The organism is Cypionkella sinensis (genome assembly GCF_042646385.1).
GTDB lineage: Bacteria > Pseudomonadota > Alphaproteobacteria > Rhodobacterales > Rhodobacteraceae > Cypionkella > Cypionkella sinensis.
On the sequence record NZ_JBHRTO010000001.1, the window covers coordinates 1,065,265 to 1,077,727 of the forward strand.

At 61.9% G+C, this 12,463-nt stretch carries 14 protein-coding genes; 1 reads left to right on the top strand and 13 read right to left on the bottom strand.

Annotated features, from left to right (window positions below):
* Positions 1 to 13: 13 nt before the first annotated feature.
* Positions 14 to 991 carry a methyltetrahydrofolate cobalamin methyltransferase gene (locus ACFOGH_RS05265; protein WP_380072011.1) on the top strand — a complete coding sequence of 326 codons (978 nt, stop codon included), beginning with the start codon at positions 14 to 16 and terminating at the stop codon, positions 989 to 991.
* Between the two features lie 47 nt (positions 992 to 1,038).
* Here ACFOGH_RS05265 and ACFOGH_RS05270 read toward each other — a convergent pair whose 3' ends face one another.
* From ACFOGH_RS05270 to ACFOGH_RS05330, 13 genes are all read right to left on the bottom strand, one after another.
* Positions 1,039 to 1,242, bottom strand: a complete 204-nt coding sequence (locus tag ACFOGH_RS05270; RefSeq protein WP_380072012.1) for a hypothetical protein — start codon at positions 1,240 to 1,242, stop codon at positions 1,039 to 1,041.
* 4 nt (positions 1,243 to 1,246) lie between these two features.
* Positions 1,247 to 1,903, bottom strand: coding sequence for an SMC-Scp complex subunit ScpB (scpB, locus tag ACFOGH_RS05275; RefSeq protein WP_380072013.1), 657 nt, complete (start codon positions 1,901 to 1,903; stop codon positions 1,247 to 1,249).
* A complete protein-coding gene (locus ACFOGH_RS05280) occupies positions 1,900 to 2,697 on the bottom strand; it encodes a segregation and condensation protein A (RefSeq protein WP_380072014.1) in 798 nt (265 codons plus the stop codon). The genes scpB and ACFOGH_RS05280 overlap by 4 nt, the downstream gene beginning before the upstream one ends.
* Complete coding sequence (gene nagZ / locus ACFOGH_RS05285) at positions 2,690 to 3,697, bottom strand: beta-N-acetylhexosaminidase (RefSeq protein WP_380072015.1); 1,008 nt, start codon at positions 3,695 to 3,697, stop codon at positions 2,690 to 2,692. Before nagZ ends, ACFOGH_RS05280 begins: the two co-directional genes overlap by 8 nt.
* Positions 3,694 to 4,761, bottom strand: a complete 1,068-nt coding sequence (locus ACFOGH_RS05290; RefSeq protein ID WP_380072016.1) for an SPOR domain-containing protein — start codon at positions 4,759 to 4,761, stop codon at positions 3,694 to 3,696. The genes nagZ and ACFOGH_RS05290 overlap by 4 nt, the downstream gene beginning before the upstream one ends.
* Before the next feature lie 85 nt (positions 4,762 to 4,846).
* Positions 4,847 to 6,592, bottom strand: a complete 1,746-nt coding sequence (gene argS / locus ACFOGH_RS05295) for an arginine--tRNA ligase (RefSeq protein ID WP_380072017.1) — start codon at positions 6,590 to 6,592, stop codon at positions 4,847 to 4,849.
* A gap of 82 nt (positions 6,593 to 6,674) precedes the next feature.
* Entirely contained in the window at positions 6,675 to 7,166 is a 492-nt protein-coding gene (locus ACFOGH_RS05300; protein ID WP_380072018.1) for a holin family protein, read from the bottom strand.
* Entirely contained in the window at positions 7,157 to 7,768 is a 612-nt protein-coding gene (locus ACFOGH_RS05305) for a holin-associated N-acetylmuramidase (RefSeq protein WP_380072019.1), read from the bottom strand. The genes ACFOGH_RS05300 and ACFOGH_RS05305 overlap by 10 nt, the downstream gene beginning before the upstream one ends.
* A 69-nt stretch (positions 7,769 to 7,837) precedes the next feature.
* The gene (ccmE, locus tag ACFOGH_RS05310) at positions 7,838 to 8,281 is read right to left on the bottom strand and encodes a cytochrome c maturation protein CcmE (protein WP_380073973.1); all 444 of its coding nucleotides are present in this window, start codon (positions 8,279 to 8,281) and stop codon (positions 7,838 to 7,840) included.
* Between the two features lie 18 nt (positions 8,282 to 8,299).
* Positions 8,300 to 9,328, bottom strand: a complete 1,029-nt coding sequence (argC, locus tag ACFOGH_RS05315; protein WP_380072020.1) for an N-acetyl-gamma-glutamyl-phosphate reductase — start codon at positions 9,326 to 9,328, stop codon at positions 8,300 to 8,302.
* Positions 9,329 to 9,388: 60 nt separating this feature from the next.
* A complete protein-coding gene (locus tag ACFOGH_RS05320) occupies positions 9,389 to 10,138 on the bottom strand; it encodes a DUF1684 domain-containing protein (protein WP_380072021.1) in 750 nt (249 codons plus the stop codon).
* Between the two features lie 537 nt (positions 10,139 to 10,675).
* Positions 10,676 to 11,488, bottom strand: a complete 813-nt coding sequence (murI, locus tag ACFOGH_RS05325) for a glutamate racemase (RefSeq protein ID WP_380072022.1) — start codon at positions 11,486 to 11,488, stop codon at positions 10,676 to 10,678.
* A 40-nt stretch (positions 11,489 to 11,528) separates the two neighbouring features.
* Entirely contained in the window at positions 11,529 to 12,407 is an 879-nt protein-coding gene (locus ACFOGH_RS05330) for a lysophospholipid acyltransferase family protein (RefSeq protein ID WP_380072023.1), read from the bottom strand.
* Between the last annotated feature and the right edge of the window lie 56 nt (positions 12,408 to 12,463).

A 12,463-nucleotide genomic window follows, 5' to 3' on the forward strand; every position in this document is an offset into this window, starting at 1 on the left:
AGAAGGTTTAAGAATGACCCGTACCGTCATTGAATCCAAAACGAAAACCGTTGTCATCGGCTTTGATGAGCCGTTCTGCGTCATCGGTGAACGCATCAACCCGACCGGCCGCAAAAAACTGGCTGCCGAGTTGGAAGCAGGCAATTTCGAAACCGTGCTGAAGGACGCGCTGGAACAGGTCGCTTGCGGCGCCACCGTGCTGGACGTGAACTCGGGTGCCGTGTTCACCAACAAAATGGCCGAAGACCCGCGCTATGCCGACAATAACTTTGTCGAGCCGCCGCTGATGCGCGAAATGATCCTGCGGATTCAGGAAGTCGTCGATGTGCCGCTGTGCATCGACTCGTCGGTTCCGGGTGCTTTGGAAGCCGGTCTGCAATCCTGCGAAGGTCGCCCGCTGTTGAACTCGGTCACGGGCGAGGAAGAGCGGTTGGAGCTGGTTCTGCCGCTGGTGAAGAAATACAACGTGCCGGTGGTGGCGATCTCGAATGACGACACCGGCATCAGCCAAGACCCTGATGTGCGCTTTGCTGTGGCGAAGAAGATCGTCGAACGTGCGGCTGATTTCGGCATCCCGGCGCATGACATCGTGGTCGATCCGCTGGTGATGCCGGTGGGAGCGATGGGGTCTGCAGGGCAGCAAGTGTTCGCTCTGGTCCGCCGTCTGCGCGAAGAACTGGGCGTAAACACCACCTGCGGCGCTTCGAACATCTCGTTCGGTCTGCCGCACCGCCACGGCATCAACGCGGCTTTCCTGCCGATGGCGATTGGCGCAGGCATGACCAGCGCCATCATGAACCCGGTGCGCCAGGTTGAGATGGAGGCCATTCGCGCTGCCAACTTCCTGATGAACCACGACGCCAACGGCGGCGAGTGGATTCGTTTCGCCAAAGTGCTGGAGGCTGTTGAGGCCGGGGCTACCTTCGCCGAAGCATCCGCTGCCGCATCGGCTGCAACCTCGGGACGTCGCGGCGGTCGGCGGGCACGCTAAGCACCGAAAATCTATGGAAAAGGCCCGCTTCTGGCGGGCCTTTTGCTTTAGCGGATGCGCCGGGTCAGCTTTGCCGCCTGCCGCGCCCGCTTGGCCAGATCCTTGCCCGCCCGCGCCTGCTGCAGCTCTTCCGGCGTCATCTGATCGGGGGATTTGCCGCGCCGGGCGGCGTAATCCACACCCTTGTTGACAGCAGTATTGACCAGCCGCCCCAAGAGCTTGTTCAAGATCATGTTGATAATCCGGTCCATCGCATCAATCCTCAAACAACTCGCTTTGCCCGGTGGTGGGCTGTTCTTCGTCTTCAGATGGGGTCGAAAGCCCGCCCGGCAAGGGGCGACTGTCCAAAAGCCCCGCCGCGCGCAACTCTTTCAGCCCCGGCAGGTCTCGCGCTGATTCCAAACCGAAATGATCCAGAAAATGATCTGTCACCACGAATGTCACCGGCCTGCCGGGCGTCATCCGGCGACGGCCCAGCCTGATCCAATCAAGTTCCAGAAGCTGATCCACCGTGCCACGGCTGACGGCAACGCCACGGATTTCTTCAATCTCGGCGCGCGTCACGGGCTGGTGATAAGCCACAATTGCCAACGTCTCGATCGCCGCGCGCGACAGTTTGCGCTGCTCGGCGGTTTCCTTTTGCATCAGATGCCCAAGATCGGGAGCGGTGCGGAAAGCATAGGCATCACCAACCTTGACCATATTCACCCCCCGCCCCTCGTAGCGGCGGCGCAGGGTCAGCAAGGCCTCGGCGGGATCGCAGCCATGCGGCATCCGCTTGATCAGTTCGGCCAAAGTCACAGGCTCGGTGGCCGCGAACAGGATGGCTTCGACCATGCGTTCCTGCTCCCCCATCGGCGGGGCTTCGAACAGGCTTTTCTCGATGGGTTCGCTGTGGGTGGGTTCGGTCATGGTGTTGTCCTGCGGATCATCAGCGGCGCAAACACCTCGCCCTGTTTGATCTGCACCTGACCGCGCTTTGCCATTTCCAGAATGGCCGCGAAATGCGCCGCCGTCGCCGAGCGCCGCCGTGCAGGAGAAACCTCCCAGCCCTCGGGCATGAAGCTGGTCAGATCAGACCATTCGCCCGCATAGCCCAGCAAGCCGCGCATGCGCTCCAGCGCGTCTTCCATCGTGTAGACGTCTTTGCGATCAAAGGCATAGGGGCGGAATTCGTCGCGGGTGCGGATGCGGGCATAGGCGCGCATCAGATCCAGCAGGGTCGCAGTATAGCTGACCGTGACCTTGCGCGCCACATCTTCGGGCACACCGCGCGCAAAGAAATCGCGGCCCAACTGATCGCGCCCCATCAACCGCGCCGCAGCCTCGCGCATCGCCGACAAACGCTCCAACTGGAAGGCCAGATGCGCCGCCAGATCCTCGGCCGATGGCCCCGCCTCACCCGGTTCGGGCGGCAGCAGCAGGCGCGATTTCAGAAACGCCAGCCAAGCCGCCATCACCAGATAATCGGCGGCAAGTTCGATCCGTAACGCCTGCGCGCGCTGCACGAAGATCAGATATTGCTCGGCCAGTTGCAGCACCGAAATCTTGCGCAGATCGACCTTTTGCGTGCGCGACAGCATCAACAGCAGGTCAAGCGGGCCCTCAAATCCATCAACATCAATGATCAGCGCTTCCGAGGCCAGCCGCTCCGCCGCCGGGATCCGCTCTGCCGCGCTCCAATCATCGGTGTCGGTTTCAGCCATGCGCGCCTTCGCCCTGTAAAGCCGAAAGTTCGGCTTCGAGGGCTGCGATGTCAACGGATTTCGCGGCGCGGCGCTGAGCAAGTGCTGCTATGGCACGGGTGCGCGTGGCTTCGGTCATCGCGCCTGCGGCTGCCGCTACTTCGACCATCTCGGCCATATCGCCCTTGCAATGCAGCGCAATATCGCAGCCCGCCGCCATCGACAGCGCTGCACGTTGCCCAAGACTGCCCGCCAGCGCCTGCATGTTCAGATCGTCCGTAAGCAACAGGCCCTGAAAGCCGATTTCTTCCCGGATCGCTTTGATCATCGCAGGCGATTGCGTGGCGGGTCGTGTATCATAGGCGGCAAAGATGATATGCGCCGTCATCGCCATCGGAAGGTCAGCCAGCGCGCGGAAAGGCGCGAAATCTGTGGCGCTCAGCGTAGCGCGATCGGTGGTCACGGTCGGCAGATCGTGGTGGGTGTCGTTGGTGGATCGGCCATGCCCCGGCATATGCTTGACCACAGGCAACACCCCCGCCGCCAAATGCGCATCTGCAACAGCGCGGGCAATTTTCGTCACTGTTTCAACGTCTTCGCCGTAGCAGCGGTTGCGCAGGAACGGATGGGTTTGCGGCCCGGCAATATCGGCGACCGGGGCGCAGTTGGCGTCGATCCCCACCGCGCGCAGCTCTGCGGCGATCAGGGTCGCACGCAGCGCCATCACCCGCGCAGCATCCGCACCTGCCCGCTGCACCGTATCCAGCGGCGCGTGCCATTCACGCCAATGTGGCGCGCGCAGCCGTTGCACCCGCCCGCCTTCCTGATCGACCAGCACCGGCGCATCACGTCCAACAGCATCCCGCAGATCAGCGGTCAGCCGAGCAAGCTGGGCCGGAGTTTCAACATTCCGCGCAAAGATGATGAAGCCAAGCGGATCATAATCACGAAAAAAGTCACGTTCATCCTCGCCAAGGGTCAGCCCCGCGCAGCCAAAGATTGCCGCCCCGGTGCCGATCATTTTTGTGCAACCGGAATGCAAGAGGCGTTCTGTGCCAACATCGCGGCGCAGAACTGGCGGGCCGCGTCTTCATTGTCAAAGCCATGCGCCCGCAGACGGTAGAATGTGCGGCCACCGCTTTGCGCCGATTGCACCACCATCGCCTTACCCGGCAACAGATCCGGGAAATCGCTTTGAAGCTTTGCCCATTCAGCCCGCGCGCTTGCCTCGTCATCAAACGCGCCGAGTTGCACAAGACGGGTGCCGGCCGGAATGGTGCTAGGGTCGATCTCGGCAGCCGCAGGAACCACTGGCGCGGGTTGCGCCTCAGTTTCTGCCAGTGCAGGGGCAGGCTCAGCGGCTCCGGGCTGCGCGTCCGCCTCAGCCACGGGCGCTGCGGCGCGGCTAGACGGGCGCAGCTTCGGACGCGGCGATTTCGCTTGCTCTGCCGGGGCCACATCATTCGCGCTCAGCCCGCCATCGGCACCCTCACCATCGGCCAACGCCGCCGCAAGCGCTGCTGCTACGGCGTCTTCTTGCGTGGCGGGCAAGGGGGCAGTGACGGCAAGGCTGGCCGCATCCGCGTTCGTAGCGGCTTTCGGTTCGGGCGCAATCTCCACCGGGGCAAGGCTGGCCACGGCTTGCGGAGCGACCTCGATCATTTCCGTCGTGCCACCTGCCAACGGATCAACCGCAGGCAATTGCGTCAATTCTGCGGTGCCTGCCTGATCTTCCGGAGCAAGAGTGACCTCTTTCGGCGCAAGGATCAGCTTGTCAGGCAGGGGACGGGCGGTGCCAGCGGCAGCAACGGCATTGACAGAAAGGCCCTGATGAGACGCCACCTCGCCACCGGGATTTTCAGACGCAATCCGCAAGGGGCCCTCCAGCGCGCGCACTACCGGGATACCCGACACATCGCGGACTGCCAGTTTATAGCCCCATACGCCGAGCCCGATCACCAAAGCCACCGAGCAGACCGCCCCGGCCATGTTGATCATCGTGCGCGCCCGCCCCTGCGCCGCGCCCGAGCCTAAATCATGCTCGGCATAACCGCCGTCGAACTCATCGAAATCCACGTCCGCCATGTCTTGCCTCGCGTGCAAGGGCGATACATGCCACCCCTGCTTGTTATTTTGCCCATTACGGCCGGGCTGGCTGGGCGTTGCCACCTTAGCGCATTTCCTCAACCGGAGTGACGCCAAGGATACCAAGACCCGCCGAAATCACAACGCCCGTGGCGCGCGCAAGGGCGATTTTTGCCGCAGATGTTGCCGCATTGCCGTCCTGAATGAAGCGCAGGCTGGTGTCATCATTGCCCTTGTTCCACAGCGAATGGAATTCCGAGGCCAACTCATAGAGGTAGAACGCCACGCGATGTGGCTCGTTACCCTTGGCGGCGATCTCGACCAGACGCGGCCATTCCGCCAGTTTCTTGGCCATTTCAATCTCGGCAGGATGGTTAAGGATCGCGAGATCAGCGTTGGCAAGGTCAGCATCACCGCAGGCAATCCCGGCTTCGCGTGCCTTGCGCAGCACCGAATTGATCCGGGCATTGGCGTATTGCACGTAAAACACCGGGTTGTCTTTCGACTGCTCCAGCACCTTGGCAAAGTCGAAATCCAGCGTCACATCGTTCTTGCGCGTCAACATCATGAAACGCGTCACATCCGCGCCCGCCTGTTCGACCACATCACGCAGGGTCACAAAGGTGCCCGCGCGCTTGCTCATCTTGAACGGCTCGCCGTTCTTGAACAGCTTGACCAGTTGCACCAGCTTGATATCCAGCGGCACGCGGCCGCCCGACAGTGCCGAGACCGCCGCCTTCATCCGCTTGACATAGCCGCCGTGATCAGCACCGAAAATGTCGATCAGCTCATCAAAGCCGCGCTGCACCTTGTTGTAATGATAGGCAATATCGGGCGCGAAATAGGTCCAGGACCCATCCGATTTCATCACCGGGCGGTCCACATCGTCGCCATGTGCTGTCGAGCGGAACAGGGTTTGCACCCGCGGCTCCCAGTCTTCCAGCGTCTTGCCTTTCGGCGGCTCTAGCACGCCCTCATAGATCAGGCCCATGCCGCGCAGGGCATCAATCGCAGCCTCGATCTGCCCGGTGCCGTAAAGCGCCTTTTCCGATGAATAGACATCCATCCGAACGCCCAAAGCCGCCAGATCGCCGCGAATTTCTTCCATCATCATCTCGGAAGCAATCTCGCGGATATCGGCCAGCCAAACCTCCTCGCCCTTGTCGAGCAGGCTGTCGCCAAAGCGCGCCTTCAGCGCCTCGCCCACCGGGATCAGATAATCGCCGGGATACAGCCCTTCGCGGATTTCAGGTTCAAGCCCGTTAGCCTCGCGGTAACGCTCGTAAGCCGAGCGCGCCAGCACATCGACCTGCGCGCCGCCGTCGTTGATGTAATATTCCCGCGTCACATCCCAACCGGCAAAGGCCAAGAGCCGCGCCAGCGCATCGCCGACCACCGCGCCACGCACATGCCCCACATGCATCGGCCCGGTCGGGTTGGCCGAGACGAACTCTACGTTCACCTTGCGCCCTGCCCCGGCATTGGATTTGCCGAATTGCGTGCCTTGGGTCAAAGCCGCCTTGACCAGCCCCTGCCAGACCGACGCCGCCAGCCGCAGGTTCAAGAACCCCGGCCCCGCCACTTCCGCCGCCGTCACCCGAGGGTCTGCTGCCAGCTTCGCGGCCAGCGCCTCGGCAATCGCGCGCGGTTGCATCCCTGCGGGCTTTGCCAGCACCATCGCCGCATTGGTCGCCATATCGCCATGCGCCGGATCGCGCGGCGGCTCGACCGCCACCTGCGCAAAGTCGAGGCCAGAGGGCAAAACGCCCTCGGCCACCAAAGCCGTCAGGCTGTCAGTGACCAAGGTGCGGATTTCGGCAAAGAGGTTCATTTGATCAATTCCTGTCTCACTGGCTTGGCAATGCCAGAGCCAGCAAGACAGGTCAAGGACGGCCCGGTTTCATGGGCTGGATTTACCCTTCGGTTTGTGTTGCGCGCCAATCATCCAGGGCCGGATTTGCCTCGGCAACAGGCACCGCAGCCCCCGCCACCGCAGGCAGGTTAACCGGGCGATTGCGAAAGTAATGTGTCTCGCGCGCGCCAAAGTAAAACGCCACCACCGCCCCCAGCAACCACCAAAGCGGCTCTGGCACCGCATTCAGCCCCACCATACGCAGGGCAAAATCGGCAGGGTCGATCATCGCATAGACAAACAGGCCAATGGTGCCAAAGGCCAAAAGCGGGCGCGGCAAACGGTTCAAGCCATTCACCAGACGGTCAAACCCGCTGGCCGAGGCATTGACGAATTCATCCCCAAACTGCGCCAGCGCAGCCTCTTGCGCCTGCGCCGACAGCTCCATCCGCTTGGTGGCCGAGGGCACGAACACCTCTGCCACCCCCTTGGCCGCATCGCCCAAAGCCGCCACCGCACCGGGCGCGTTCAGAACCGATCCGATCAACCCCATGCTGCCACCCTTGCCTGATGCTGCGCCTCGGTCAGCCGATATTTCGGGGCGATGAACTCCTCCGCCCGCGTGATCCAGCCGCCCTTGCCGCCATCCCGCCTGCGCGCATATTTGCGACTGGCGGGGCGGGCATCGGCCAAGGCGTAATAGTAATTCCGCCGCACAATGCCGTAAGCATCGGCGATATGGCTGGGGGCGGCCTCGGCGGCCATCTGGGCCGCCCGGATGGTCTGCGGGCCGATTTGTCCATCGGCGTCACAGGGAAATCCCATGCTGGTCAGTAAGCGCTGCAACACCTTCACCGCATTGGCCCCGGCGTTGACATACATATCAAACACCGAGGGTTGCAACACCTCGGGCAGAGCCGCCACACCCGTGCGTCGATAGTAGTGTTCCACATAAATATCAATAGCTTGCGCCATGGTCAGCGCGCGCACATCGGCCAGATCAATCCGGGCATCGCGGGTCACATCAATGCCCAATCGCCGCATCGTGTTCAGCGTGACGCCGTATTTCGTGGCCCCACCCGGATCATTCGGGTCGTTTACATAGCCACCCTCGCGCGCCACGATCGCCGCCGCCAAATCCTGCACAGATTGCATGGCATCTCCCCTTGATGTGTCGGGGGATGCTCGCGCGAAAGGGTTAATCTTGCCGAAGCAGCGCGCGCGCTACTTTTGCGGTGCGACATAAACGCCCTGCTCTTTCAGCGCGTCCACCACTTCCTTGGGCATGTAATTTTCATCATGCTTGGCCAGAATTTCACTGGCGACAAAGGTGCCGTCCTGCATCTCGCCGGTGCCAACCATGCCCGCGCCTTCGGCAAACAGATCGGGCAGCACGCCGGTAAACTTCACCGGCACACTTTTGTTGGTATCGGTCACGCTGAAACTGATCGTCTCGCCCTGCCCGCGCACCAAAGTGCCCTTTTCCACCAGCCCGCCGATGCGAAACACCTCACCCGCGCGCGGCGGATCGCTGACCACTTGGCTGGGCGAACGGAAAAAGTTGATCCCGTCGCGCATGGCATAGCCGATCAGCGCGGTTGACGCTGCAAGCAGGACGAACGCAAACAGGATCAACTGCACGCGACGACGCTTTTTCAGACCCTTCAACCCAGCCATATCAGCCCCTTACGGGAACATCGGTGCCAGCATCAGCCCCGCTGTTTCCTCAATCCCCAGCATCAGATTGGCGTTCTGAATGGCCTGCCCCGACGAGCCTTTCGTCAGGTTGTCCAACACAGCCACCACCACGGCGCGGCCCGGAATCCGGTCTGCGATCACGCCTATATGGCAGTAGTTAGACCCTGCAATGTCGCGCGTCGAGGGGAGTGCGCCAAAGGGTAGCACCTGCAAGAACGGCTCGGCGGCATAGGCGTCGGTCAGGGTTTGGTGAATGACCTTGGCATCGCCCTGCACATAGGTCGTCGCCAGAATCCCGCGATTCATCGGCAGAAGGTGCGGCGAGAACTGAATATGAACTGGCCGACCGGCGAGTTTAGCAAACTCCTGATCGAACTCGCCCAGATGGCGGTGCTTGCCGCCCATCGAATAGGTGTGCGTGCCGCCCGAAAGCTCGGCGTGCAGCAAGTTTTCTTTCAAGCTCCGCCCTGCCCCCGACACCCCGGCCTTAAGGTCGATCAGGATGTTATCCAGGTCAATCACCCCCGCCGAGATCAACGGCCGCAAGGCAAACTGCCCCGTCGCCGCGTTGCAGCCGGTGCCTGCGACAAGCCGGGCATTGCGGATCTCGTCCCGGTAAAACTCGGTCAGCCCGTAGACGGCTTCTTTCTGCAAATCGACCGCAGTATGCGGCTGGCCATACCATTTCTCGTATTCCGCCGGATCGCGCAGCCGGAAATCTGCCGACAGATCCACGATCTTCAGATTGCGCGGCAGGGCAGATACCACGACTTGCGTCGTGGCGTGGGGCAGCGCGCAGAAACAGAGGTCGACCTGGGAAAAGTCGATCTCGTCAATCTTCTGCAGGCGCGGCAGGTCGAGGTGGCGCAGGAATGGAAACACCTCGGCCATCGCCATGCCCGCTTTGCGATCGGCTGACAGCGCCACGATTTTCATCGCAGGATGGGTGGCGATCAGGCGGACAAGCTCGGCCCCGGTGTAGCCGGATGCTCCGAGAATGGCGATGCGATGGGTCATGGCGGCCTCCGATTTTGGTGGCGCAGATGTGGCGGCTGAGGGGGCCGGATGCAAGTGAAATTATGGTGTCAGGCGCTCGCCCGCCTCAACCCGGAACGGCAAGATATTCTCGCGCGGCGGCAGCGGGCAGATCGCGAAATCGGTGAAGCCGCAGGGGGGCGTGAAGGCGCGGTTGAAGTCGAGGGTGATCTCGTTCTCGGAAGCATCCTCGCCGATCAGGAAGCGTGAGGCCGGGTAAGTCTCGACCCCGCTGGTCTTGTCGCGGATCACGAACATCGGCTTGCCGTCTTTCCAGTGGGTGGCCAGCAGGGTGATGGCGTGGCCGTCGTGGGTGAAATGGGCGGTGTGGGTGAGGTTGACGGTGGTCGGGCCGCCGCCTTTCTGGTCAATGGATTGGGCGACGGGGTTGGGCAGGGCTTGCCAGCGGGCTCGGATGATCAGGGCGGGGTTAACGGGGAAATAGTGGAGGCTGGCTTGCCGTGGCAGGGTCAGGTCGCGGACACGCAGGGCGGGGATATCATCGACGGTATGGAGTTCGAGCAGCAGCGTTCCGGCGCGCAGCTGGGGGAAGCCGCCGGGGGCGGGTTGGAACGGGATGGGGCTTGCGTTCGGGGGTGTCAGGGTTTGGGCGGTGGGGTCGATCAGGCCCAGATGGGCGGGGCCGGTGGAAAGCTGGATTTGATTGTCTGCGGCGTGCCCTACCGTTTGCGGGCCGGGGGTCAGATCGACCCGGTCGGTCAGATTCAGCCAGCCATCCTCGGCTTGCAGGGCGTTCAGGCGGGCGGCGCGGTGTTGGTCGAGAGGGAGCATTTTGGGGGCCTTTGGGTGTGGTCCCAACTCGGGACCTTTTTTTGTTGTTTGGATTCAATAGGATGGAGTGGTGGATTTAAGGATTTGTTAAGGTTTGCATGGCTCACGAAAGGTGCGTGAGATCACGCACCCTACACCGTAGTCGATGCGATCGTCGTGACCAGTCAAAATCTCGGCTACAAAGAATCGCCAGCATCGGCCATGCCAAAGCCGCGTTTCACAAGGGTCGGATCACGCCTAGCAGGGTCTTATTCAATTTGCATTTAATTTGGCTAAGTTAATTCGGCATTGCAAGAGCAGCACCGTTCAAGACTGGCTCACTTTCTCACGCAAGGACTATAAATTCTTCCGATATGCGGAGATGATTTGGACGGATTGCGGAAGGCTGCCGCGATTGCGCAACTACTCCGATCAAATCTGTATGTTGGTCGTTCGGAGCGCTCCGCGGGGAGTATTTCCGCCAATGTGAAGTTGGCATTTCGAGGCGGTAGGGAGCGGCCCCCCCCTTACCCTACAGAGCCGAGTTCTGCGACCAGGTCACGCCGCTTCGAACACCACTTTCTTGCGCAAAAATTGCGTGGCTTTGTTCGAGACATAAGCGGGATCGCCAGTGGTGATGAATTTGCTCTCTTTGCCCCGCCCCAGCATCTCCGGGCGGCGGGTGAGGTAGTCGGCGAGGCTTTCGGCGACGAGGTTGGCTTGGGAGTAAACTTTCACTTCCGGCCCCAAGGCTTCGGCGAAGGTTTTTTCCATCAGCGGGTAGTGGGTGCAGCCCAGAACCGCGGCTTGTGGGTGCGGCATCCGGCGTTTCAGGGCCTCGACATGGCTGCGCACCAAGGCTTCGGCGAGAATTTCGTCGCCTTGTTCGATAGCATCAACGACGCCGCCGCAGGGTTGCGCCTCGACATCGACGCCGATGGCGCGGAAGGCGAGTTCGCGCTGGAAGGCGCGGGAGGCGACGGTTGCGGGGGTGGCGAACAGGGCGACATGCTTCACCGTCACCTCGCGCGGCGGCGAGTTGTCGCCCCATTGCCGTTCGGTCAGCGCCTCGATCAGCGGCACGAACACGCCGAGGACGCGCTTTTCGGGCGGCAGCCAGGTCTCTTGCATCCGCTTCAGCGCTGCGGCCGAAGCGGTGTTGCAGGCGAGGATCACCAGATCGCAACCCTCGGCCCACAGCCGTTCGACGGCGGCGCAGGTCAGGTTGAAGATGTCGTCATGCGTGCGGACACCGTAGGGGGCATGGGCGTTGTCACCGAAATAGATGAAGGGCGTGTCGGGCAGACGCTTGGTCAGCGCGTCCAGCACTGTCAGCCCGCCGATACCAGAATCAAAAACGCCAACCGCCATGGTGCCCCCCTGCCCGCCTTCGCAGTCTTGAGGCTGCGGTTTAGCGGGATTTGTATTTCGCCTCGAACTCGTAGCCCAAAGCATAAGAGGGAAGTGGCGCAGGCGAAAGGGCGTAGGTGGCCTGACGCAGGGTTTCCATCATCGCGGTAGGGTCGGATTTCAGCGCGTCAATGGTTTGTGCGGGGATCGGGTTGCCGATGACAAGGCGCACTGGGGTGTCGGTGCGGGATTTGAACTCTTTCAGCAGCATGGCGACGCGCAGATTGGCGTGGATGCGCGAGGCGAGTTGGAACAGGCGCGAGTTATGGCCCTCGAAATAGATCGGCACCACGGTGGCATTGGATTTGGCAATCATCTTGGCGGTGAAGTTGCGCCAGCTTGGGTCCATCGGGCGCGAGAAGGGTTTGAGCGAGGTTGAGACGGTGCCGCCGGGAAAGATGCCGATGGCGCCGCCTTGGCCAAGGTATTTCAGGGCGGTCGCGCGGGTTTGCAGGTTGATGCGGGTGGCTTCTTTGGTTTCATCAAAGGAAATTGGCAGCAGGACCTTGCTCAGCGCATCGGCACGGCGGAATACGGCGTTCGACAGGATGCGGAAATCACCGCGCATGGCGTCGAGGATATGCCCCAGCATCAGCCCGTCCAGGATGCCGTAGGGGTGATTGGCGATCAGCACCAGCGGGCCGGTTTTGGGGATGTTGGAAAGCGCGCCTGCAGTGATGTCGAGCGACAGGCCATAGCGTTCCGGCATGACCTGCCAGAACGAGCGGCCTTGCGCGATCTCTGCTTCATAGCCCGTCGCGCGGTTGATCAAATGGCGGCGGCCCGAGACGTTTTCCAGCACGCGGATCAGCGCGCGCCCGGGCCGGGTGCGGGCCGAGGTGGCGTAAGTGATGTCACGGGTGAGATTGCTGTGCAGCATGAAAAGCCTCTGGCGTTGCATGGGCGGAATGGCAGATTTGCGGCAGGGTAATGGCT